Origin of the sequence: Microbacterium sp. S308A+, assembly GCF_049800815.1 — a bacterium.
GTDB lineage: Bacteria > Actinomycetota > Actinomycetes > Actinomycetales > Microbacteriaceae > Microbacterium.
The window spans coordinates 1,178,988-1,201,090 of sequence record NZ_JBNAFT010000001.1 but is presented as its reverse complement, the minus strand read 5'-3'; the positions used below and the strand labels follow the sequence as shown (position 1 = coordinate 1,201,090).

The window sequence follows — 22,103 nt, the reverse complement described above, 5'->3', positions numbered from 1 at the left end:
CTCCCCGAGGCTAGGGTGAGAGGATGACCGCCGCCATCGCCCCCTTCCCCTGGGCGGACGTGTGGGGCCAGGGTGACGCCGTGCGCACCCTGCAGGAGGCGGCGGCCGACCCCGGGGCGCTCACACACGCCTGGCTGATCACGGGGCCGCCCGGATCAGGTCGCTCCACCCTCGCCTACGCCTTCGCGGCCGCGCTCATCGCCGAGGGTCCAGAGGACGAGGCGACGATGCGTCAGGTGCTGGCTCGCACCCATCCCGACGTGACCGCTCTGCGGACCGACAAGGTGATCATCACGATCGCCGAGGCGCGCGCTCTCGTGGAGCGCTCCTATTTCGCGCCCTCCGCCGGGCGCTATCGCGTCATCGTCGTGGAGGACGCCGACCGTATGGTCGAGCGCACCTCGAACGTCCTGCTGAAGGCGCTGGAGGAGCCGCCCGAACGGACGGTATGGATCCTCTGCGCCCCGAGCGAGGCCGATCTGCTCCCTACCATCCGCTCCCGTGTGCGCTCGCTGCGGCTGCGCGAGCCCGACGTCGACGATGTCGCCCGGCTCATCGTGCACCGGACCGGGGCGGACCCCGCGATCGCGGAGCAGGCCGCGCGTCACGCCCAGCGGCACATCGGCATGGCGCAGCGGCTGGCGACCGACGACAGGGCCAGGACCCGTCGCGAAGAGACGCTGCGCGCGGTGCTGGGCGTCCGCGGCGTCGGCGACGCGGTCGAGGTCGCGGGACGTATCGTCCAGGTCGCGACCGAGGATGCGAAGGCGCTCACCGCGGAGCGCGATGAAACCGAACGCCGGACGCTGCTGCGCACGGTCGGCATCGCCGAGGGACAGCCGGTCCCGCCGGCTCTGCGTGCGCAGATCTCGGCCTTGGAGGACGACCAGCGCAAGCGCGCCACGCGCAGTCTGCGCGACGGGATCGACCGGGTGCTCACCGATCTGCAGTCCCTTTTCCGTGACGTCGTGATGCTCCAGTTCGACCGTCCCGGCGCCCTCATCAACAGCGAGCTCGCCGCCGAGCTCGCGGCCCTCGCCTCGGTGTGGTCCCCGGCGCGTACGCTGGACGTGCTCGACCATCTCGCGGAGACGCGGGAAGCGCTGGAGCGGAACGTCGCACCGACCCTCGCCCTCGAGAGCTTGCTCGTGACCGTCGCGAGTGGGAGGACACCGTGAACAACCGATCGACCCGCCGTCTCCGCCGCATCACCGCCACCGTCGCCGGCCTCGCCGTGGCCTCGCTGACCCTGTCGGGCTGTCTTTACTCGATGATCCCGCCCTCGTCCAGCTCGCAGCCGGTGCGCACCGCCGAGCCGGACACCAGCGGCGTCTCGGAGGAGCTCCTGCCCTACTACTCACAGGAGCTCGACTGGTCGGCGTGCGGAAGAGGCCTGCAATGCGCTGACGTGCGCGCCCCGCTGGACTGGGAGAATCCGTCCTCCGGCAAGGACATCGCCCTCGCGGTGGTCCGGAGCCCGTCGTCCGAGGATCCGCTGGGCTCTCTTCTGGTCAACCCCGGTGGTCCTGGTGCGAGCGGCGTGAGCTTCGTGAAGGAGAGTCTCGACTACGCCGTCGGGCCGGAGATCATCGAGAGGTACGACGTCGTCGGCTTCGATCCTCGTGGGGTCGGCGAGTCCACGGCCGTCACCTGCCTCGACGACGCGGAGAAGGACGCCTACTTCTACGACATCCCCGCCGGCGCGCGAGGCAGCGACGAGCGCGAGGCCGCGCAGGAGGCCGCGAACCAGAGGTTCGCCGATGCCTGCGAGCGCAACAGCGAGGGGATCCTGCCCTACATCACCACCGTGAACTCGGCCCGCGACATGGACCTCCTCCGCGGAGTCCTGGGAGACAAGAAGCTCAATTACCTCGGCTATTCCTATGGGACGTTCCTGGGCGCGACCTACGCGGAGCTGCTCCCGGATCGGGCAGGTCGTCTGGTGCTCGACGGCGCGATCGATCCGTCGGTCTCCGGCGCCGACGTCGGCACGACGCAGGCGCTGGGATTCGAATCCGCGCTGAGGGCCTACATGCAGAGCTGCCTCGACGACAAGGGGTGCCCGTTCTCGGGCACGGTCGATGACGGGATGCGTGACATCGGCGCGCTGCTCGCAAGCGTCGATCGCATGCCGCTGGAGAACGGCGACGGACGTACACTGGGCGCCGACACGCTGATGACGGCGATCATCTCGGCGCTGTACTCGCGGGACAGCTGGAGCTATCTCACGCAGGCGCTCGCCAACGCTCTCGCCGGGGATCCGAGCACCGCGTTCTTCCTTGCCGACTTCTACAACGGCAGGGAGCAGGGGGAGTACATCGACAACTCCGCCGAGGCGTTCCGCGCCTATAACTGCATGGACTACCCGGCGGAGGACGACCCGGCGGCGGAGCAGGCCGCGAAGGCGAAGGTCGCCGCGGGTGCCCCGACGATCGCTCCGTACTGGGAGGGCGCCGACCCCTGCGTGGTGTGGCCGTATCCGCCGACCGGCGTGCGGGGGCCGATCGCCGCCAAGGGCGCAGACCCCATTCTCGTGATCGGCACCACCAACGACCCGGCGACGCCCTATGACTGGTCGGTCTCCCTGGCCGATCAGCTGGAGAGCGGAGTGCTCGTCACCCGTGTCGGCGAGGGGCACACCGGATACAACAAGGGCAGCGACTGCGTGGACGACGCGGTGGAGGACTTCCTGCTCAGCGGCGTCGTGCCGCAGAGCGGCCTGCGCTGCGAGTAGCCCAGAGGACCTTGTCGGTCCCGCGCTAGCGTCGCGGCACGCGACGCGGGCGGACGCGGGTCCCGCGGAGACGTTCGAGCCGCCCGGCCATGTACTCCTTGATAAGCCATGGCTCGCTGACCCATCGGCGTAGCCGACGGAGGTCCTCGGTCAGGGTCTGATGTGCGAGCGAGATCGTGCCGACGTCCTCTCCGTGCGGCAGCTCGATCGCGAAGGAGCGGGGGAGACGGGAGTTCGCGACCCGACGTCCGGTGATGGAGTTGGCGAGGTTGGAGCCGTGCACGATCTGGAGCCACAGCGGTTCGTCCTGGAATGCGAGGACAGGTGCGTGGCGGTGTGCGTTCGCGTGCCTGCCGTCTTGCAGGACGGTACGGAGGGGAGCGCCGGGCTCGCGGTGTTCGAGGTAGCTGATGAAGGCGTTGCTGCTGTAGTCGAGCTGGAACACCAGCCCTCGGCGGTCGAGCTGCAGTCCGCGCGTCGCGTTGAGGTAGAGCCCGTCGGGGGAGAGGCCCGCGGCGATCTGTCCGTGCGCGTGCGCGCCGACCTTCTCCACGAACCGGATCCCTAGGGCGTCGTCGCTGTCGAGACGCGTCGTGAGGAGGTGTCCTCCGCGGAGGGGGAGGGCGTCGATCGCGTCCCGGGCGGCGTTCGCGGTGAACGGGCCCGACACGTACGTCGGCACGAGAAACCCGTTCTCCTCGCTCAGCGTGCTCATCTCGTCGCGCAGCCAGTCGGGCGCCTGGTCGTCGAGGAAGACGAGCCAGGCGGTCGGGAGCACGCTCTGCGCGCGGATCGACGCCAGCGTCGCCTCCTTGAAGAAGCTCAGGCGATACTCCAGCCAGTCGTCCTGATGCGGGGGCTGGTCGTCCAGGAACCGAACGCTGAAGCGAGTGAGGATCACGTGCTCCGGCATCTCCATGAGGACATCGTAGAGCGGACGACCTGCGACGACGGCGCACCGTCCCGGGGCGTCGTCGGAGGGCTGCTGTCGTGTCGGCTGTCATTCGCGTCGTCCCGGTCGATGGTGGCGCCCCTTTCTCCCCGGTGCGGAACGCGCCGAGGTCCATCGCCGTACCTGGGAGTTCGCCTTCATCGCAACGATTTCGCGAGATGCAGGCGTAGCCTCGGGGGAGTTGGCGGGTGCGATGGTCACATCCGATCCGGCGATGGCGCTCCCGCCGTGGAGGTGAGAGCAGTGCAAGCAACAACACAACGTGAAGCATCGGCGTACACGGACGTGATCGTCGTTCACCCCCATCCCGCATCGAGAGACTCACGGCAGACCGGTACCTACGAGGTGAACCTCTTCCGCGACGGGGCCGAGACATCCGGTGTCGTTTTCACCGTGCATGCACCGGCCGCAAACGGCTCCCTCGATCTCCGCGCGGCGATCGACCAGGCGGTCGCCGCTTTCCGCTGCCGCCTGGACGGGAACCTGACCTCCATACGCGGCCTCTACTATCGCGCCCCGGTCCGTCCGCTTTCATAGCAGGCGGTCCTGAGGTGTCCGCCTGAGCAGCAAGAGCGCCCCGACCCTACGCGTCGGGGCGCTCTTAAGAAACCTGTTCTCCTCGCTCAGCGCGCTCATCTCGTCGCGCAGCCAGTCCGGCGCCTGGTCGTCGAGGAAGACGAGCCAGGCGGTCGGGAGCACGCTCTGCGCGCGGATCGACGCCAGCGTCGCCTCCTTGAAGAAGCTCAGCCGATACTCCAGCCAGTCGTCCTGATGCGGGGGCTGGTCCTCCAGGAACCGAACGCTGAAGCGTGTGAGGATCAGGGGCCGGGTCGGTCGGCCTCTGACGACAGGGCGTGCAGAGAGGTCAATCGCTGCAGACAGTGGTGAAGGTCATGTTTGAGATCCCCACTCCCCCGCCTCCCATGCTCTGCATCTTGCGGCACATCCAGATCTCGACAGAGCTGACCTGGGTGTCCATCTGATATGCCACGGAATGTTTCTTGTCCAGAGTGTCCACGTCCCCTCTGGTGTCGTCGGATGGGGACTACCAGAGGTTGGTCGGTCCTGTTCTCCGCAATCCGCTCCCCGCGGTCTCGCGCGTGGCCTTGGGGCTGGTGCTCACGTGCTCGGTATAGCGATCCGTCTTGCTGCTGGAAGAATCGACGTCCCATACCGTGAAGCTCACAGCCGTGACGGGCCGGAGGAAATTGACGGTGAGAATCGAATAGTAGTCGGAGAGAAGCCCGTCTCCGGTGGTGGCGTAGCTCGGATCGGAGAGAAGGGAGGTGAGGTTCACCATCGCGTTCGAGGTGTTCTTCCCCCAGACGTTCAGGTTGCTCGACGCGGCCTGCACTGCTCTGCCATGCCGCACGGAGACCTGGAAGGGATAGGGGGTCCCCTCTTCGTCCGCTCCGATCCCCGTGCCTGAGTTTACGTCCGTACGGGTAAAGGCGCTCCAGTCGATCTGAACCCGCTTGGGTGTGCACGTTGATGCGGAGGCGCTGGGGACAGCGACGGCGGCCGCGATTGCAGGGATGGTCCAAGCCACCCCGTGAACGATCGTTCGCCGACGGATCTGCTGACCGGAGTCGGGTGGGTTCATCGAAAATCCCTTCATGTCAGATGGATCGCATGTCTCAGGCGAGGGGGGCGTCTCCTCCCAGAGGTCCCGCCTGGAGATATCCGCCTAATGACGGCAGATGAACGAATCGCCTTCACGCTAGAAATCCGGTGTATCGGCGTCAAACAGCGGTTGCAATTTCTGTATCCATGAGTTGCAACCGTGCCCCCGGTGTGCATGCCGAATCCGTCGTGACGAGAGAGGTCAACGGAGGGGTGGCGACGGACGTCTGAAGGCGAGGTGAGTGCGATGCTGCCTGCGATCACTGCCGAACGAAAGAAGCCCGGTCAGGATCTCCGTCCTGACCGGGCTTTCTCGGTGGAGCCGCCTAAGGGAATCGAACCCTTGACCTATTCATTACGAGTGAATCGCTCTGCCGTCTGAGCTAAGGCGGCGTGCCGGTGGCCGGCACGTGCGGCGGACCGCACGATGAACGATCTTACCCTGTCCCCGGGGATCGTGCGAAACCGCTCCGGACGGCGCGTGGCGGCGTACGCTCGGAGCATGACCAGGGCGCTCCTCATCGTCGACGTGCAGAACGACTTCACCGAGGGCGGTGCGCTCGCCGTGACCGGCGGCGATGCCGTGGCTGCCGGGATCTCGGCCTTTCTCACCGCGCATCCCGGCGTCTATCGCACCGTGGTCGCCTCGCGCGACTGGCATGACGCCGAGGGGGACAACGGCGGTCACTTCGCTGCGGAACCGGACTACGTGGACACCTGGCCGGTCCACTGCGTCGCCGGGACGGCGGGTGCGGAGTACGACCCGCTCCTGATCACAGCGGCGGTGACCGACCATGTCCGGAAAGGGCAGGGAAGGCCGGCGTACTCGATGTTCGAGGGAACGGCGGAGGACGGGTCGAGCGTGGCGGAGATCCTCTCCCGCCGTGGTGTCCTCGACGTCGACGTCGCGGGAATCGCGACCGACCACTGCGTCCGGGCCTCGGCGCTCGACGCCATCGCACACGGGCTCCGCGTCCGGGTTCTCACCGATCTCGTCGCGGGCGTTGCGGAGGGACCGAGCGCGGCGGCGCTCGCAGAGCTCGCCCATGCGGGCGCGGTGCTGATCGAGAGCGCGGACGCGTTCCCGGCGAGCGAGGGATGAGCGAGACCGTGCGAGGCGTCATCCTGCTCCGTGCCGTGAACGTGAGCGGTCGCAACCGCGTGCCGATGGCCGAGCTGCGGGCCCTGCTCGCTGAGCGCGTCGGGCTCACCGGTGTGTCGACCTACATCGCGAGCGGCAACGTGGTCGTGGACGTCCCCGACGACGCCGGTGCGGCGCTCCTCGCCGTACGCGCTCTCATCGCGGAGGAGTTCGGCGTTGATACGCCGGCGATCCTGCGCACACATGCCCAGCTCACTGCGGCCCTGGCCGAGAACCCGTTTCCCGATGCGGCGGCCGACAAGCTCCTGCACGTGATGTTCCTCGCCGGAGAGCCGCGCGAGGGCGGGGTGGGGGCGCTGACCGAACGGCTCGGGCCGGGGGAGCGAATCGCCGTGCGCGGAACGGACCTCTGGATCGACTATGCGGAGGGTGGCGTGCACACGACCAGGCTCACGACGCCCGTCTTCGACCGCGCCCTGGGCGTTCCCGGGACCGCGCGCAATCTTCGGACGCTCCGAAAGCTCGTCGAGCTCACGGCCTGATCGTCCGCGAAGGCCGCATCCCGCCCGGCGAGATGAGCGCTATCCGACGGCCGGCTCCGGACGCACCGCCCTCGCCGACCACCGGCCATCGTCGTGCGCGACCGCGATGGGGTGTGCGAACGCGGCCGAGATGGTCTCAGTGGTCACCACATCCCTGGCGGCTCCGGCGGCGACGATCGTGCCGTCCGTGATCACGAGCGCGTGCGTGGTGCTCTCCGGGAGCTCCTCGAGGTGGTGGGTGACGAGGATCGTCGCCAGGTCCGGCTCGCGGACGCTCAGCGCGTCGATCGTCTCCAGGAACTGCTCTCGCGCTGCGACATCGAGACCGGTGGTGGGCTCGTCGAGCAGCAGGAGCCGGGGCTCGGCGATGAGCGCGCGGGCGATCAGCGCCCGGCCTCGCTCGCCCTGCGAGAGGAGCGGCCAGATGGAGGTCTCTCGATGGGTGAGGCCCACATTCGCGATCACAGTGCGGGCGCGGTCGACCTCGTCGTCGGTCGGGCGCCAGCGCAGGGGCGTCTCGACGGTCCCGGTGAGGCCGGTGAGCGCGACCTCCATGACTGTGAGCGGCGAGCGCAGGCCGTGACGCGGGTCAACGTGGCCGATATCGCGGCGCAGGCTTTGCAGGTCCACCCGGCCCAAGCGGTGTCCGAGGACGTCGACCGTGCCGGAGGTGGGGTGCACGAGCGCGCCGCAGAAGCCGAGGATCGTGCTCTTTCCCGCGCCGTTGGGACCGAGGAGCGCCCAGTGCTCCCCGGCCTCGACCCTCAGGGTCACGCCATGGAGGATCGTCCTCCCCTCCCGGCGGAAGACGACGTCGCGCAGCTCCAGGACGGCGGTCATGCGGCGCCCCCGATCGCGGCCGCGAGGCCGGCGAGGTGCTCGCGGCTGAGGCGTGCGGCCTCGGCGGAGGCGCGTGCCGCGACGCTCTCCGCGAGTCGTTCGTGCATGAGCTGGTCCTCTTCGGCGTCATGCGCGGACGAGGGGCGGCGCGCGGGAACGCCGTTCCCGGCGTGCCACCGGAGTCGCAGCATCTCGACCATCGCGGGGCGGAGGCGCGGGGTGAAGCCGTCGAACAGCTCCTGGAGGATCGGATTGTGCGCCGCGGCCACGACGCTGCGGTGGAAGGCGGTGTCGGCATCGACGTAGCCGTCGAGGTCGTCGTCGACGCCGGCGGGGGCTCCGTATGCGGCGCGGGCCGCGAGGGCGCGGCGGATCGCGCGGAGATCGGCCGGCGTGCGGCGCTGGGCGGCGAGGGACGCGGCCTCGCCCTCGATGGCGATCCTGGCCTCGATGACGGAGAGGATGTCGGCGTGCCGGAGGACGACGTCCCAGTCCTCGGCGGCGTCGAGCGCGGTGACGAAGACCCCGGCGCCCTGGCGGCTCGTGAGCACGCCGCGGCCGGCGAGCTGACGGATCGCCTCGCGCACGGTCGACCGCCCGACGCCGAGCTGGGGGCCCAGGGTCGTCTCTCCCGGCAGCCGTTCGCCGAGCTCCCATTCGCCGCTGCGGATGCGGTCCAGCAGCAGGTCCGCCGCCCGGTCAGCGAGTGTCTCGCGCTTCACCTGTCTCATCGTGACCTCTCTGCTTGTCTGAGGAGTTGTGCTACAGTCTAGCCATGTTCGCCGGCGCGTTCCTTCTTCTTCGCCGCCACGGCGGGATCTAGCCGACCGGCTCCCCGCCGTGGGGGATCGACGCGCGCCGGTCAGCTCTCGTCCGTGTCGCCGAGAGTCGCCATCCCAGGAAGAAGAAGGTCACCCGTGTCGTACCCCGCTGTGTCCCCGTCCACCCGCACCACGCCGTCCGCTCCGTCCGGGCACTCCGCCCTTTCCGCGCACTCGGCCCTGTCCACGCCCGCGGGCCCGGTCCCTGCCGACGCGCCGGTCTGGAACCGCCAGCGCCGCTCGCAGATGCCGTCGCATCGCTACTCCGACGTCTACGCCAAGGTCGAGGTGCCGCTCGGGGAACGGGAATGGCCGACCCGTCGTCTCAGGACGGCGCCGCTGTGGGTGCCCGTCGACCTGCGCGACGGCAACCAGGCCCTCGCCGAGCCCATGGATCCCGAGCGCAAGCGCCGCTTCTTCGAGCTCATGGTCACGATGGGCTACAAGGAGATCGAGGTCGGCTACCCCTCCGCCTCGCGTACGGACTACGACTTCGTGCGGCTCATCGCCGAGAGCGACATCGCGCCGGAGGACGTCACGATCGTCGTCTTCACCCCGGCGCGTGCCGACCTCATCGCCCGCACGGTCGACTCGATCCAGGGGATCCGCAACGAGGTCGTGATCCACATGTACACCGCGACCGCCCCGATGTGGCGGGACGTGGTGCTGGGGCACGGCCGGGAGGAGCTGAAGAGGCTGATCCTCGACGGCGCACGCGAGATCCGCGATCGCACGGCGCACTTGTCCCACGTTCGATATCAGTTCTCCCCCGAGGTGTTCAACGCCACGGAGCCGGAGTTCGCCATCGAGATCTGCGATGCGGTGACGGAGCTGTGGGAGGCGACGCCGGAGCGCCCGGTGATCCTGAACCTCCCCGCCACGGTCGAGATCGCCACGCCCAACGTGTACGCCGATCAGATCGAGCACATGCACAAGAACCTCGCACGGCGCGACGGCGTGATCCTGTCGGTGCACCCGCACAACGATCGCGGTACGGGGATCGCCTGCGCCGAGCTCGCTCTGCTCGCCGGCGCGCAGCGGGTGGAGGGATGCATCTTCGGCAACGGGGAGCGGACCGGGAACGTGGACATCGCGACCCTCGCGCTCAACCTGCATGCGCAGGGCGTGGATCCGATGATCGACTTCTCCGACATCGACGAGATCCGTCGCGTGGTCGAGTACTGCAACCGGATCGAGGTGCACCCTCGTCACCCCTACGTCGGCGACCTCGTGCACACGGCGTTCAGCGGCACGCATCAGGACGCGATCAGGAAGGGCTTCGCCGAACACCATGCCCGCGCGGTGGCGGAGGGGCGGAGCGAGCGAGAGATCGCCTGGCGCGTCCCCTATCTGCCCGTGGATCCGGCGGACATCGGGCGGAGCTACGACGCGGTGATCCGCGTGAACTCCCAGTCGGGCAAGGGCGGCATCGCGTACCTGCTCGAGACCGAGTACGGCGTCGAGCTGCCCCGGCGGCTGCAGATCGACTTCGCCCGGCACGTCCAGGAGCACACGGACGCGGCGGGGGACGAGGTCACCGCGGCCGGGCTCTGGGGCCTCTTCGCGTCCGCGTACCTGGCTGGCGCGGACCCGGAGCTGTCCCTCGCCGGGTACGACGTGACGGAGGAGGGCGGCATCGGCCGGGTGCGCATCGAGCTGGAGCATCGGGGGGAGCGGGTCGTGTCGGCGCACGAGGGCGTGGGCCCGGTCGAGGCGCTCGCCGCGGCGCTCGCCGCCCGCGGCCGGCCGATCGAGGTGCTGAGCCTGCACCAGACGAGCATGGAGCGCGGCAGCGACAGCCGCGCGCTCACGCTGATCGAATACCGCTGCGGCGACCGCACCGGCTGGGCCGCAGGGATCGACGCATCGGTGCTGCGCGCGTCGCTCGCCGCCCTGGTCACCGCCGCGGGCCTGGCGAGCCCTGCCGGGGTGCTGGCGAGCCCTGCCGCCGCGCCGGCGAGCTGAGTCGGCGCGGCACGGGCGGGATGCCGCCGACCACCCGGCTCGCGGCCGACGGCGGCATCCCGTCCTCGCCGCACAGGTCCACCCGGCGGGCGGGGCAGCAGGCGCAGCGGACGTAGACCACGACGCCCTGTGAGGTGCGATGCCGGGACTCGGTGATCCACGCGTGCTCGCAGGCGGTGGCGGGAGGAGCCGAGGCAGGCGCTTGCGTGACGCGGGCCGAGCCGGTGGAGGCCGCGGGAGCGGTGGGGATCGAGGCCGTGGGGGTGGGGGAGGGGCGGTCGTCGGCGGACATGCCTCCACCATGATGTAATGCTCTTATGCATCTCAACCCTTACGGCGAGTACGCGGTCCTCCTCGCGGCCTCCCTGGCCGACGACTGGCCCGCCGATCGGGACGGGATCGAGCAGCGCACCCGCGACTTCGGCATGACCATGGTCTTCCCGCCCGGCGCCGACGACCACGCCCGCACCAGGGCGGTGATCGATGAATGGCTCCGGGTGGTGGACGCGGCCGACGAGGGGGAGCGCGCCCGGCTCCTCAACGCGCAGATGGCCGCGGCCGCCGCCTACCCCCGCCTCACCGATCACGACGGCGAGGGCTGGCATCTGCACTACCGCGACGACGACGACTCCCTTCCGCACGTGCTCCGGGCGGTCATCGGCGTCGGCACCGCGCTGCACCTCGCGACCCGCGGCATGCATCGCCTCGGCCGCTGCGCTGCCGCGCCCTGCACGCGCGTCGTGGTGGACGTCACCCGCAACGGCCGCCAGCGTTACTGCTCGGTCCGCTGTGCCAACCGCGACGCCGTGCGGAGGCACCGGGCCCGGAGGGCGTGAGCCGCGGCCCGGCTGATAGGCTGTGGGCATGGGACTGATTGAGGTCGACAGAGCCTAGCCACCGAACTGCCGGTGGCCGTCCTCCGCGCGCATCGTCTGCGACGGTGATCGATCGTTTCCTCCCACGCGCGTGAAGCCCTCTTCTCAGGGCGTCGTCCCTGTGTGTCTCACCGGCACGTTCGCATCGCGCCGACCTCGGTCCCGAGTGCCTGGCTGCGAACGCGCGTCTCCCGTCTCCCGGCGCGCCCCTGCTCCGTCCCTCCGCGAGGGCCACGGCACATGCCGTCCGGAGCGGGGCGCCCGCCCCGGGTGATCCCTCGCCGCATCGGCACACGGCCTCGTGGTCGGTTGTCCTGCCAGCTCCGCTGGCGCCTGCAACCCGCTCACGAAAGGCACCGCCATGCAGCATCGCACGTCTCGTTCTCGTACCCGCCACCGCCGCGCCCACGCGAAGGCCGGCGCCCCCACGCTCACCGTCTGCGCCAACCCCGCCTGCGGCAAGGCCACGCCTCCGCACCGCGCCTGCCCGCACTGCGGGTCCTACCGGGGCCGCGAGGTCCTGCCCCCGAAGGGCGGCGACACGTGAGCGCCGTCCTGACCACCAGGAGCCGGTGGATGCGCATCCGCGACCAGCTGGCCCAGGCCGGGGAGCCCGCCTACCGGTTCCGCCAGATCCTCGACGCGTGGCAGTCGTCGACCGCCGAGACCTTCGCCGACGTCCACGCCCTCCCCGCACGCCTGCGGAGCGAGCTCGCGGACCGGTTCGGTCCCCGGCTGCTCCCGCTCAGCGTGGTGGAGGCGCAACGCGACGAACACGTCGAGAAGGTCCTGTTCGCCTCCGACAGCGGGGCCCGCATCGAGACGGTCGTCTCGCACTACCGGGCCGGCTGGGACTCCCTGTGCATCTCGTCCCAGGCCGGATGCGGTCTGGGATGCACCTTCTGCGCGACCGGAGCGGTCGGGCTGATCCGCAACCTCACGGCCGACGAGATCGTCGCGCAGGTGATGCACCCGCGATGGACGCGGGCGGGGCTTCCCCGGCCCGCCAGCGTCGCGTTCATGGGAATGGGGGAGGCGCTCGCCAACCCGCACGTGTTCGACGCGCTGACCCTGCTGACCGACGAGGCGTACGCCGGCATGTCCGCGCGCCGGATCACCGTCTCCACGGTCGGCTTCGCGCCGAGCCTCGAACGCCTCGTCGCCGAGCATCCTCAGGTGACGATCACCCTCTCGGTGCACTCGCCCTTCCCTGAGGAACGGGCGCAGATCATCCCGCTCGAGGAGCGGTTCCCGCTCGCACGCAACCTGGGCGTCCTCGACCGGCATGTCCGCACGAGCCGCAGGAAGACCTATCTCGCCTACCTGCTCATCGCGGGCGTGAACGACAGCGACGAGCACCTCGCGGCGCTCGCCGAGCTGGTCCGCGCGCGATCCCGTCCGGAGCTGTTCCACGTCAGCGTCATCCGGTATAACGAGGCCGCGGGCGCCTCGCCGGACTATCGCGCGCCGTCGTCGACGCGCGTCGACGAGTTCGTGCGGGGCCTGACCGCTCGCGGGGTCCGTGCGACCAGGCGACGTCAGCTCGGCGCGGGCATCGACGCCGCGTGCGGCCAGCTGCACGCGAGATACCTCGGGACGCCGCCCGTGGCCGTCCCGATCGAGACAGAACGGATCGCCGTCGCGCCCGCGGACCGCTGACGGCGGAGAAGGAGAAGAACCACAGATGTCCGCAACACCCGCCATCACCCTCCGCGACCTCACCTTCGAGTGGCCAGACGGCAGCGTCGCGCTCGCCGGCGTCAGCGGCACCTTCGGCGCCGGCCGGACCGGGCTGATCGGCCGCAACGGCGCCGGCAAGTCCACGCTGCTCCGCCTCATCGCGGGACAGCTGCCGCCGACCTCCGGGCACATCGACACCGGTGGCGAGGTCGGGTATCTCCCGCAGACGCTCACGCTGCGGCACGACACGACCGTCGCCGGTCTGCTCGGAATCCAGCCGATCCTCGACGCGATCGCGGCGATCGGCGAGGGCGACATCGACCAGCGCCATTTCGACGCGATCGGCGACGACTGGGACATCGAGTCCCGCGCCGACGAGGCCCTGCACCAGATCGGCTTCTCGGCCGGAGACCTCGACCGTCGCGTCGCCGAGGTCTCCGGCGGCGAGGCCATGCTCATCGCGATCACCGGGCTGCGCATCCGCCGCACCCCGATCACCCTGCTCGACGAGCCCACCAACAACCTCGACCGGGGGACCAGTGCGAGGCTGGCCGAGTTCGTGGACCAGTGGCCGGGGACGCTCGTCGTCGTCAGCCACGACCTCGAGCTCCTGGAGCACATGGACCACACCGCCGAGCTGTACGGCGGCGCGCTCGACACGTTCGGCGGCCCCTACAGCGCCTGGAAGGAACGTCGGGAGGCCGAGCAGGCCGCCGCCGTACAGGCGGCGCGCTCCGCGCAGCAGACGCTGAAGGTCGAGAGACGGCAGCGCGCCGAGGCCGAGACCAAGCTCGCGCGCCGGGAGAGGACGGGCAAGAAGACGCAGAAGGACGGCGGCATCCCGAAGATCCTCGCCGGCAACCGCACCAGCAAGGCGCAGGCGTCGGCGGGGTCGTTGCGGTCCACGCTCGACGACAAGGTCAAGGCCGCCCAGGCCGCCGTGGACGCGGCCGATGCGCGCGTCCGCGACGAGGAGCACATCCACCTCGTCCTGCCCGACCCCGACGTGCCCCGGGGACGACGGCTGGCCGAGCTGGAGGACGAAGGGCGCGTGATCGTGCTCCAGGGCCGGAGCGGGCGGCCCTGGTCGGTGCGAACGGCGCCGGGAAGTCGACCCTGATCGATCGGCTCCTCCGCGGGGCGGAGCCGGTGCCCGGACGCCCGCATGGCCGTCTCCTCACCGATCGCGTCGGATTCCTCCCCCAGCGCCTGGACGGACTCGACGACGACGCCAGCGCGACGGAGAACGTCCAGGCCGTCGCGCCGGACACCCCCGCCGGGACCGTTCGCAACCAGCTCGCCCGGCTGCTGCTGCGCGGAGACAGCGTCGACCGCCCCGTCCGCACGCTCTCCGGCGGCGAACGGTTCCGGGTGTCGCTCGCGCGCCTGCTCCTGGCCGACCCGCCCGCGCAGCTGCTGATCCTGGACGAGCCGACGAACAACCTCGACATCGCGAGCGTCGAACAGCTGGCGGAGGCGCTCGACGCCTACCGAGGGGCGCTCCTGGTCGTCAGCCACGACGACGCGTTCCTCGCCCGGATCGGCGTCGAGACCGTCATCGAGCTGGACGAGGAGGGACGCATGCGCCGACGTTCGTGAGGGCGGCCGACGAGAGCGACGACCAGAGGGGCGGTGCCGGGGACGGCGGGAGCCGGTACGGAGTGGGCCCCGTGGGGCTCGAACCCGAATCCGCGCGAAGCGTTCCCGTGGTGCCTCTCAGAATCCGCGTAATCACGCGCCTTCTTGGTCACCAGAGCCATGGATACGTGGGCTCAGTCACGAGTTCCGTTGCCACGGTGTTGCCACGAGCCGACCTTAGGTGAAGGGTTCGACAATGGCCTCATGGGGACGACAGAGACGGGCACCTGGCTCAGCTACGCGGAGGCTGCGAAGCGCGTCCGATCGAGCGAGGGCACCGTGCGGACTTTCCGCGGACTTTCTGCGAACTCAGGAAGGACGGGCGCGTCCTCGGACGATCGGTCATCATCTCAGCCAACAGACTTGTCCCCGTCACTGGTCTCGGCGGTAGGACGGAAGCTGGGCGGGAGCCATTGCAGCAGCCTGGGCGTGAGGGCATGGCTCGCACATCACCCAGGCCTCAGCGCACGCAGCGTCAACGAACCATCGGCCGCGCGCCGTGCGCTGCCAGCCGTGGAGCTCGCCCGATTCGAGAGCCTTCCGGATCGTGACCGGGTGGCGACCCACAGCCGCAGCAACTTCCTGTGTGTTCAGTAGCTCAATCATGGCCGCACACTACGTGAGCTTTGAACGGAAGTCATCGGCGGGATGTGCGCCGATGTTTGTTCCAGAGATGACGCCGGCACAGATCCGGCGCATGTCCGCACCAGGTGCCACACTGGCCGCATGACCCTCAGCGATTTCATCCAGATGCTCGCCGTCCTCGCGGCCCTCGGCGCATCGATCGTGGCGTTGGTCGTCTCCGCGAAGGATCGGAAGAACGCTCAGACGATCGCAGAAGGCGATCGCCGCGCAGCCGCACAACTCGCCAGCGACGACCGACGCGAGGCACTGCATCAAGCTCACCTGATCTTCGAGCTCGAGACGCTCACGCGACTGCTCGAGAACCTCAACCGAGGCGGCTCAACCGATAGTGCCGAATCGAGGCGCATGGGCGCTGAAGCGCTGACCCTGATCGGCGTGCTCGGCCCGGAGCGCGTCCCTCACCTCTGGGATGATCGAGCCGGCGACGACGAGAAGCTTCAAAGGCACTATGACGACCCAGAGATGCCGGAGTACAAGAAGAACGCGATTGAAGTGCAACTCGCCGTCAACGCGCTGCGACGAGAGATCAGGGACACCCTCGAGCGTCGGTGAGCTACGGCTCAGAGGTCAGGTGTCAGATTCCTGACAGGTGCAGGCGGGTCAAATGACCCACCTCTCAGCTCTCTGGCCGACCCGTCGACGGCTACGAAACTCGTCAAGGGTGCTCGGCGCTGAGGCCATGGCGGCGTCGGCGGTCAGGAGTCCTGAGTGATGACGTCGTTGGCTTCGATGACGCGATCGAGCCAGTCGGGGCACTCTTCACCGCGCTCGTCGTGGATTGCGGACTGGACGAAGCACCACTCGACCATGATCTCGTTCATCTCGTACATGAGGTCATCGACGGCGTAGAGGTCGCCCTCCGCGGTGAAGGTGACGAGGTCGGCGGCGCACTTCGCGAACTTCTCGCGCTGCTCCTCACGCTCCTGCTCGAGCTTCTGCAGCGTACTCAGCGCTGGGGCGATGCGGGGGATCTCGACGTCGCGCGTACGGTGCGTCTTCGCGCGGCCTGCGTCGTGTTCCTGCTGCGCGCGCCGGCAGGCTGCGTCGATCGGCTCGCTGTGCTTGAGGTGGCGACGGTAGGCGGGATAGGTGCCGCAGGGGGACTTCGGGCGGGGCATCAGGGCCTCCAATGAGCGTGAGGGTGAATGAGCGTCAGAACGTCAATTCGCGCGGGGAGAGATGAGGGCAGGCCGGGCGGGAGGTGGTCCTTGTGGGGCGGGTTGGGTCATACCCCCGGGGTGCTTGGCGGCGGCCGTGTGCTCTTCCGAGCGATGGATGTCCGAGGCCCCCGTCATGATCTAGGCGAGTCGGGCGCCGGGTTCGACCGTGAACGAGGGGAGCCTCAACGTGGCAGAGAAGACCGAGTCGAAGACGATCAATCAGGCGAAGGAGAAGGCGAGCATCGCGCTGATGGACGCGATCACCGACTCCGTAGCTGACATTCGCGCGAGCGGCTACAAGCTGACCGCGCACACATCACATCTCCGTGATCTTGCGTATGCGTACCGCCTGGTCTCCGGCGGGGCGCAGCCCGGAAACGTTGAGATCTCGACCAAGTAGATCCAGAGGGGCGGCCGGCAGGGGAAGTCCGGCCGCGGTCCGCTCGATGGCGGGCTGGAGTGCAGCGATCCCGTACTGATTGATGACGAGCATGATCAGGCTGCCGCGAGGGTGATGCGGACGAGGGCCTTGGGGTGCGTGAACGCCCAGCTGAGACGCATGGCGCCTTTCACGGCCGTCTGGTCGGTCTCGAAGTAGCGGTCGCGGCTGATGTCGAGGTCGACGGCCTTGCGGAGCGCGACGGTGACGTACCGCTTGTCGAGACCCCACACCACGCCGGCCTGCACGTGCTTTGACACGAGCAGTGGGACGCCGAGGATCGAGCGGCCGGTGGCCGAGGTTGCGTCGAGACCGAGCAGCGGCTCGTTGTTGTCGGCCTGCTTCTTCAGCGTCATGAGGGCGAGTGCGTCACCGGGGCTCGCGACGAACGCGGACAGGTCGCCGTTGTTCGCCTCGCTGATGCTGATCGCCTCAGCGAACGGGTCGAGGTCAGCCCACGCGGTGACGCCGTTGACGTTGCTCACTTCGGTGGCGACGGACGGGAGCCCTGCAGGTGCCGGCGAGCCCGGGGCAGGGGCCGTGGCGTTGCCGAAGAACGCCATGTCGATCTTGTCGGCGATCGCCTGACCGATCATCGTCCCGACGAGCTCCTGCGCTTCGGGGGACGAGTCGTCGGCGAGCTCGTTGCTGATCTTGCGGACGCGGCCGACCTTCGCGGGGGTGATCTTGACGCTGTCGAGCGTGCCGTCACCGCCCGACATGTCGGCGCCTTCCTCGTACCAGCCGGCGTCGCCGTCGCTGACGACGATCGGGACGACGAGGTCGTGCGCGTCGGTGACGATGACGGTCGAGACGTGGGTCTCGTCGAGCGCGAGGGCTGCCTCACGCGCGGGCTGAACGATGAGCGCGGCGTAGTCCTCGGGAAGGATGCCGGAGACGTCATCGGTACTGGTGAACATGGCCATGGTGGCTCCAAACGAATGAGGGGCACACGCACTGCGATGACGTGTGCCAGATGCTGGCTGTCAAACGCTGCGGCTCAGCCGCTTGCGTGTGCCCCTCAGGAGCTTCGTGAGCTACGAGTGCGACTCCGGGTCGACTACTCGTCCTCACCTCCGATCTTAGCCCTGATCCGGGTCGGTTTCCCGCGACGCTGCAACGTGTCGCCGACGGTGCCCGACTCCGGGTCGCGCTCGAGCAGGTTCCGCATCGTCGCGCCGGACTTCGGGAACGCCTTGTCGATCGCACTCAGCGAGGAGGGAGCGGGACCACCTGCGACCGGAGTGCCTTTGCCTGGACGCGGTGCCGTCCGCGGCGTCGGCTTCCCCGCCGGCTTCAGCGACGGGTGATCGGTGAGCAGCTGCTGTACGGCATCATCGAGCCTGTTCAGATCGATCCGGCCGTCATCGCCAGCCCACGCCTCACGGTCGACGAGCTTCGCGAACACCTTCGGGTCCGCTACACGATCCGAGATCAGCCCGGCGATCACGAACTGCTGCAGCTCGGCAATGTGAGCTTCGTGGTCAGCGATCGTCGCTTCCGCGGTGCGCAGCTGGGTCCGGTACTTCGCCGCCTCCGCGTTACCTCCGCGCTTCTCACCGTCAGCGGGCTCCTGCGGCGCCTGTGGCGTCTCCTGGCCATCCTGCGGCTGCTCCTGCCCGCCGGCGGGACGCTCCGGTTCCTGACCCTCTGTAGCGCCCTCAGCGCTCGTTGCATCTGTCATGATTCCTCCTTCATCGCGGACTCGATCAGAGCCGCCGCTTCTACTTCCTCAGCCGAGACGCCAAACGCCTCTGGCACGAACACGACCGTCTGCTGGAACGCCTCGTCGACCGCGATCGGGTTCCCGTCGACGTCCTCGATTACGGTCACAATCTGCTCTGTGTACCCGTCCAGTCCGCGTACGACCAATGCCGCAGCGACCCGTTCGTCCCTCGACACCCTCACAGCCCTGCCTCCCACTCAGCTCGTTGCGCCTCCCATTCCGCCGGGGAGTACAGCCGGCTCACCGCGCCGTAACCACTCGGCATGCGATACAGGCTCCCGTTCTCAGCGATCATCAGAATGTAGCCCTGCGACGCACTCTCCGCCGGAGTGAGGTTTCCGTACGGATGCTCACCGCCACCGGCGGACATGCTCTGCTGCAACCGCAACCCCTCGATGCCGGGCACGTCCGGATCGATCGTGAGCCGCCACGTCTTCCAGGCCCCCTCGATCACCCGCAGGTTCGGTGGGTCCGTCGTCGTCGCCTCGCCTAACTCGGCCGTGATGTTGAACCGGGCACCGTAGAACTCGAACAGGTAGTTCTCCGCCATCAGCCCACCGCCCCGTCCGTGCCGTCGATGATCCGATAGAACACACCATCAGGACTGACATACACATTCGGCTGGACACCGCTGATCACCGGCAACTCATCCACCTCAAGCTGCCCATCGACCAGATGAATCCCGTTCACATAAGTCGCCACAACCAACCTCCCTTCCGCCGCCTAAGCGATATCACGCCCTCCGCCAAAGACTGCCTGGCCACGTCACACCGTCCTGAAGACCCGACCATCGGACGGCCGCACGTAGATCGTGTTCGCGGGGAGCCCAACACTGCTGCCGTTGACCGTCGCGAGGTCCACATAGACCTCGTCGTTATCCCCGACCTGAACCGCGGGTGTGTGCACGAACCGTTGGTTCACTCCGCCGACAATCTCGGCTGTTGTCATCCACCTCATCGGTTACTCCTGTTCTGCCGCGTGTGCGGCGTCAAACGATCGCGCGAACATCACGCGCGTACTTGAGTCGCGCTGGGAAGCAGCCACGATGAAACCACCTCGACGACGCAGGCCGGCAGACACACCCAGCCGCCCTGCCACCTCGCCCTCATCAGCCAGCGCCGCCGGGAGGCGGCAAGACCGTGAGCAGGCAGGGTCCGGACGTGCAGGCTCTCCTGCCGAACTCCTGAGGTGCCGTTGCGTTGAGCCTCCTCGCCGGAGGGGCATCGAGCCGCAAGCGGCCCGATCCACGATGAGCAACCCTGATCGCTCTGAAGCTCGGTAGACCCGTCACCATGAGAGATCTCTACTTCAGGACTACAGAGTGGTCCATACGACAGAGCCCCGTTTGGCATACCCAGTAGCCCATAACCGGGCCCGAAGTATGGACTACCCAGTGGCCCATAACTCGCCCTTGAACTTGACGAGATACTTCGCCGAGTTCCCGCTGCCCTGAGCACCCGGATCGAGCTGCTGAATGATGCCCTTGTCGAGCAGCGCCGTGAGCGCCTTCTGAACGCCCGAGCGCTGCATCCCCGTCTCCTCAGCGATCGTCCGCTGACTCGGCCAGGAGACCCCTGTCGCGTCCGCGTGGCTCCGGAGGCACAGCAGCACGAGGCTCTGCCCGGGAGTGGTGGGGAGGTCCGCGAGCACTCTGCTCCGGAGCATCCGGTCGGCCGGCATGCGCGCCACACGTCACACACCTCCCTCGCGGTCGCGGAACGCCTCGTCGATGTCGCTCGACCTCCGTAGGATGCGCGGCGGTTCCGGCAACTGCTCGGCGAGCTCGACCAGGCGGACGGCGATTGCACGCGCCAAGTGCTTGTCCAACTCCTGCGCCGGCGCATCGAACGTGTCCAGAATCAGGATCTCCATCGGCTGTCCCGTGTTGACGTCGCGGGCGAGTTGCACGATCTCGGCAGCACACGCAGCGTTCCACTGTTCCTCTGTGTACGTCATGCCCGCACCCCCGACTCGAGGTCGATCATCATCTCGAGCTCCAACTGCACCAACGGATCCTCAAGGGGCCGGCCAAGGTAGACGGAGTACACCCAGTAGCGACCCTCACGGTTGAGGCACCTCCTCGCGGCTCCCTTCGCCTCCAAGCCCGCGAACATCGCGGGGATCCTGTGGAAGCACTCACGCGCTTGCGCCCGATCCTCATGCGTTGCGCCGCGGAGATGCCGCAGAGTGAACAGGCGACGCGAAGGGACACGAGCCAGCCGGTAGTGCACACGCAACAGGTCGGTCCCGGGTCGGTTCATCGTGTAGTGAACCTTGCTGGACAAGTCGTCCCCCTCCCGCACGGTCCACCCGTAGAACCTGCTCCGCCGATCCTGGACGACATACTCGAAGGCCATCACGCCACCTCCTCGCCGTTCACACGCCGCAGAGCAGCCGCCCCACGCAGCAGAGCACGGGCGAGGGTCACGGCATCGGCAGCGTCGGTGAACCGCACCTGCACCTCGTCATCGATCCAGACCGACAACGACGTATCCGACCAGCGGACGCTCCCAGCCTCGGGATCGTAGATAGCCTCCTGCTCAATCGACGTCTCGTGAGCGCCAGGAAGCTCCCGGACGAACGCACGTACAGGGTGCTCCGCGGGGACCTGAACATCCCGGTCCTCCTCGCTCGTCGCCCACCACGGCGCCGGGCAGGCCGGGAACTCGGGATACACGACCCCGTGCGTGTAGATCGAGTCCCTGCGGCCGAGGACACGGTGAACGTGCCACTCAGCCCGCTCGCTAGGCCCCAACTCCTCGAGCGTCGCCCACGGAACACCGTCCGGCTCGACGAGACGATCCGCGTTGCTCTCGAACCACGCGGCAAGCTCCGCCCACCGCCCCGGATCGGACCGCGGGCCATAGATCGGACGAATCGGCTCGCGCACGTCCACGCCGTCTATAGTGGTTCCGTTCATCTTCTGCTCCTCGCTGGTGTTGACGGTGACCTCGAAACCCTCGCCCTGGCCGGCGGGGGTTTCCTCGTTGACGGTCATGCCGAGACCTCGGCAGTACTCGTGCGCTCGGACGCCTCGAGCCACTCGATGACGTCCCGCTCCCGGTAGACGACCGTGCGCGGCGTCGGCTTGAGGAACTTCGGCCCCTTGCCCTTCTCTGCGGCGCCGATGAATCGCAGCTGCGCGAGGTGTCCGACCGACAGGAACGGCCAACGGTCATGAACCTGCTGCGGGGTGAGGTACTTCTCCAGCGCACCGCGACGGGTCTCCGGGTGCTCGTGGTACTGATCTTCCATCTCGATTCCTCTCGATGACCCTGCTGTGTCTCAGCGAGGTCATCTGACCTTAATCACAGAGACCAGCCCATGTCAAGAACTGGTCATGACACGCCTGGGCGAATTA

General features: G+C 68.6%; 27 protein-coding genes, 1 tRNA gene and 1 pseudogene. 11 read left to right on the top strand and 18 right to left on the bottom strand.

Going from position 1 to position 22,103, the window contains the following annotated elements; all coding sequences use genetic code 11:
* The first annotated feature begins 23 nt into the window (after window positions 1–23).
* Both ACP15J_RS05730 and ACP15J_RS05725 read left to right on the top strand, forming a co-directional pair.
* On the top strand, window positions 24–1,178 hold the full coding sequence (locus tag ACP15J_RS05730) for a DNA polymerase III subunit delta' (protein WP_424937325.1): 1,155 nt from the start codon (window positions 24–26) through the stop codon (window positions 1,176–1,178).
* The gene (locus ACP15J_RS05725) at window positions 1,175–2,734 is read left to right on the top strand and encodes an alpha/beta hydrolase (protein WP_424937326.1); all 1,560 of its coding nucleotides are present in this window, start codon (window positions 1,175–1,177) and stop codon (window positions 2,732–2,734) included. The genes ACP15J_RS05730 and ACP15J_RS05725 overlap by 4 nt, the downstream gene beginning before the upstream one ends.
* A gap of 25 nt (window positions 2,735–2,759) precedes the next feature.
* On the opposite strand, the gene ACP15J_RS05720 is transcribed toward ACP15J_RS05725, so the two are convergent.
* From ACP15J_RS05720 to ACP15J_RS05705, 4 genes are all read right to left on the bottom strand, one after another.
* Window positions 2,760–3,653 carry a glycosyltransferase gene (locus tag ACP15J_RS05720; protein ID WP_424937327.1) on the bottom strand — a complete coding sequence of 298 codons (894 nt, stop codon included), beginning with the start codon at window positions 3,651–3,653 and terminating at the stop codon, window positions 2,760–2,762.
* A gap of 564 nt (window positions 3,654–4,217) precedes the next feature.
* Window positions 4,218–4,445: a glycosyltransferase gene (locus tag ACP15J_RS05715; protein ID WP_424980893.1), complete on the bottom strand. Its 228-nt coding sequence runs from the start codon at window positions 4,443–4,445 to the stop codon at window positions 4,218–4,220.
* A 286-nt stretch (window positions 4,446–4,731) separates the two neighbouring features.
* Entirely contained in the window at window positions 4,732–5,289 is a 558-nt protein-coding gene (locus ACP15J_RS05710; protein ID WP_424937328.1) for a hypothetical protein, read from the bottom strand.
* 337 nt (window positions 5,290–5,626) lie between these two features.
* Window positions 5,627–5,702: transfer RNA gene (locus ACP15J_RS05705), tRNA-Thr, on the bottom strand.
* Window positions 5,703–5,811: 109 nt separating this feature from the next.
* Here ACP15J_RS05705 and ACP15J_RS05700 point away from each other — a divergent pair.
* Together ACP15J_RS05700 and ACP15J_RS05695 are read left to right on the top strand one after the other, a co-directional pair.
* On the top strand, window positions 5,812–6,411 hold the full coding sequence (locus ACP15J_RS05700) for an isochorismatase family protein (RefSeq protein WP_424937329.1): 600 nt from the start codon (window positions 5,812–5,814) through the stop codon (window positions 6,409–6,411).
* On the top strand, window positions 6,408–6,953 hold the full coding sequence (locus ACP15J_RS05695; RefSeq protein ID WP_424937330.1) for a DUF1697 domain-containing protein: 546 nt from the start codon (window positions 6,408–6,410) through the stop codon (window positions 6,951–6,953). Before ACP15J_RS05700 ends, ACP15J_RS05695 begins: the two co-directional genes overlap by 4 nt.
* Window positions 6,954–6,992: 39 nt before the next feature.
* On the opposite strand, the gene ACP15J_RS05690 is transcribed toward ACP15J_RS05695, so the two are convergent.
* Together ACP15J_RS05690 and ACP15J_RS05685 are read right to left on the bottom strand one after the other, a co-directional pair.
* Window positions 6,993–7,793, bottom strand: coding sequence for an ABC transporter ATP-binding protein (locus ACP15J_RS05690; protein WP_424937331.1), 801 nt, complete (start codon window positions 7,791–7,793; stop codon window positions 6,993–6,995).
* Window positions 7,790–8,524 carry a FadR/GntR family transcriptional regulator gene (locus ACP15J_RS05685; RefSeq protein WP_424980853.1) on the bottom strand — a complete coding sequence of 245 codons (735 nt, stop codon included), beginning with the start codon at window positions 8,522–8,524 and terminating at the stop codon, window positions 7,790–7,792. Before ACP15J_RS05685 ends, ACP15J_RS05690 begins: the two co-directional genes overlap by 4 nt.
* Window positions 8,525–8,860: 336 nt before the next feature.
* Here ACP15J_RS05685 and ACP15J_RS05680 point away from each other — a divergent pair, with 336 nt between their 5' ends.
* The 6 genes and pseudogenes from ACP15J_RS05680 to ACP15J_RS05655 all read left to right on the top strand — a co-directional run bounded on the left by ACP15J_RS05680 (window position 8,861) and on the right by ACP15J_RS05655 (window position 15,969).
* Window positions 8,861–10,579, top strand: coding sequence for a 2-isopropylmalate synthase (locus tag ACP15J_RS05680; protein WP_424980892.1), 1,719 nt, complete (start codon window positions 8,861–8,863; stop codon window positions 10,577–10,579).
* 317 nt (window positions 10,580–10,896) lie between these two features.
* Window positions 10,897–11,415, top strand: a complete 519-nt coding sequence (locus ACP15J_RS05675; protein WP_424937334.1) for a CGNR zinc finger domain-containing protein — start codon at window positions 10,897–10,899, stop codon at window positions 11,413–11,415.
* 400 nt (window positions 11,416–11,815) lie between these two features.
* On the top strand, window positions 11,816–12,001 hold the full coding sequence (gene rpmF, locus ACP15J_RS05670; RefSeq protein WP_424937335.1) for a 50S ribosomal protein L32: 186 nt from the start codon (window positions 11,816–11,818) through the stop codon (window positions 11,999–12,001).
* Complete coding sequence (locus ACP15J_RS05665; RefSeq protein WP_424937336.1) at window positions 11,998–13,113, top strand: radical SAM protein; 1,116 nt, start codon at window positions 11,998–12,000, stop codon at window positions 13,111–13,113. Before rpmF ends, ACP15J_RS05665 begins: the two co-directional genes overlap by 4 nt.
* A 25-nt stretch (window positions 13,114–13,138) precedes the next feature.
* Window positions 13,139–14,733: pseudogene (locus tag ACP15J_RS05660) on the top strand (ABC-F family ATP-binding cassette domain-containing protein).
* Window positions 14,734–15,522: 789 nt separating this feature from the next.
* A complete protein-coding gene (locus ACP15J_RS05655; RefSeq protein WP_424980852.1) occupies window positions 15,523–15,969 on the top strand; it encodes a hypothetical protein in 447 nt (148 codons plus the stop codon).
* A 143-nt stretch (window positions 15,970–16,112) separates the two neighbouring features.
* On the opposite strand, the gene ACP15J_RS05650 is transcribed toward ACP15J_RS05655, so the two are convergent.
* Window positions 16,113–16,535 (bottom strand): hypothetical protein, encoded by a 423-nt coding sequence (locus ACP15J_RS05650; protein WP_424937339.1) that lies wholly within the window; start codon window positions 16,533–16,535, stop codon window positions 16,113–16,115.
* Between the two features lie 229 nt (window positions 16,536–16,764).
* Here ACP15J_RS05650 and ACP15J_RS05645 point away from each other — a divergent pair, with 229 nt between their 5' ends.
* Window positions 16,765–16,977, top strand: a complete 213-nt coding sequence (locus ACP15J_RS05645) for a hypothetical protein (RefSeq protein WP_424937340.1) — start codon at window positions 16,765–16,767, stop codon at window positions 16,975–16,977.
* 95 nt (window positions 16,978–17,072) lie between these two features.
* Here ACP15J_RS05645 and ACP15J_RS05640 read toward each other — a convergent pair whose 3' ends face one another.
* From ACP15J_RS05640 to ACP15J_RS05590, 11 genes are all read right to left on the bottom strand, one after another.
* Complete coding sequence (locus ACP15J_RS05640) at window positions 17,073–17,942, bottom strand: phage major capsid protein (RefSeq protein ID WP_424937341.1); 870 nt, start codon at window positions 17,940–17,942, stop codon at window positions 17,073–17,075.
* Window positions 17,943–18,076: 134 nt separating this feature from the next.
* On the bottom strand, window positions 18,077–18,700 hold the full coding sequence (locus ACP15J_RS05635; RefSeq protein WP_424937342.1) for a hypothetical protein: 624 nt from the start codon (window positions 18,698–18,700) through the stop codon (window positions 18,077–18,079).
* A complete protein-coding gene (locus ACP15J_RS05630; protein ID WP_424937343.1) occupies window positions 18,697–18,918 on the bottom strand; it encodes a hypothetical protein in 222 nt (73 codons plus the stop codon). Before ACP15J_RS05630 ends, ACP15J_RS05635 begins: the two co-directional genes overlap by 4 nt.
* A 2-nt stretch (window positions 18,919–18,920) precedes the next feature.
* The gene (locus ACP15J_RS05625; protein ID WP_424937344.1) at window positions 18,921–19,292 is read right to left on the bottom strand and encodes a hypothetical protein; all 372 of its coding nucleotides are present in this window, start codon (window positions 19,290–19,292) and stop codon (window positions 18,921–18,923) included.
* Window positions 19,292–19,444, bottom strand: coding sequence for a hypothetical protein (locus tag ACP15J_RS05620; protein WP_424937345.1), 153 nt, complete (start codon window positions 19,442–19,444; stop codon window positions 19,292–19,294). The genes ACP15J_RS05625 and ACP15J_RS05620 overlap by 1 nt, the downstream gene beginning before the upstream one ends.
* 63 nt (window positions 19,445–19,507) lie before the next feature.
* Window positions 19,508–19,699, bottom strand: coding sequence for a hypothetical protein (locus ACP15J_RS05615; protein WP_424937346.1), 192 nt, complete (start codon window positions 19,697–19,699; stop codon window positions 19,508–19,510).
* A 429-nt stretch (window positions 19,700–20,128) separates the two neighbouring features.
* Window positions 20,129–20,422, bottom strand: a complete 294-nt coding sequence (locus tag ACP15J_RS05610) for a helix-turn-helix domain-containing protein (protein WP_424937512.1) — start codon at window positions 20,420–20,422, stop codon at window positions 20,129–20,131.
* 12 nt (window positions 20,423–20,434) lie between these two features.
* Window positions 20,435–20,698 (bottom strand): hypothetical protein, encoded by a 264-nt coding sequence (locus tag ACP15J_RS05605; protein ID WP_424937347.1) that lies wholly within the window; start codon window positions 20,696–20,698, stop codon window positions 20,435–20,437.
* Window positions 20,695–21,102 (bottom strand): hypothetical protein, encoded by a 408-nt coding sequence (locus tag ACP15J_RS05600; RefSeq protein ID WP_424937348.1) that lies wholly within the window; start codon window positions 21,100–21,102, stop codon window positions 20,695–20,697. The genes ACP15J_RS05605 and ACP15J_RS05600 overlap by 4 nt, the downstream gene beginning before the upstream one ends.
* Window positions 21,099–21,740: a hypothetical protein gene (locus ACP15J_RS05595; protein ID WP_424937349.1), complete on the bottom strand. Its 642-nt coding sequence runs from the start codon at window positions 21,738–21,740 to the stop codon at window positions 21,099–21,101. Before ACP15J_RS05595 ends, ACP15J_RS05600 begins: the two co-directional genes overlap by 4 nt.
* Window positions 21,737–21,997 (bottom strand): helix-turn-helix transcriptional regulator, encoded by a 261-nt coding sequence (locus tag ACP15J_RS05590; protein WP_424937350.1) that lies wholly within the window; start codon window positions 21,995–21,997, stop codon window positions 21,737–21,739. The genes ACP15J_RS05595 and ACP15J_RS05590 overlap by 4 nt, the downstream gene beginning before the upstream one ends.
* Window positions 21,998–22,103: the final 106 nt, after the last annotated feature.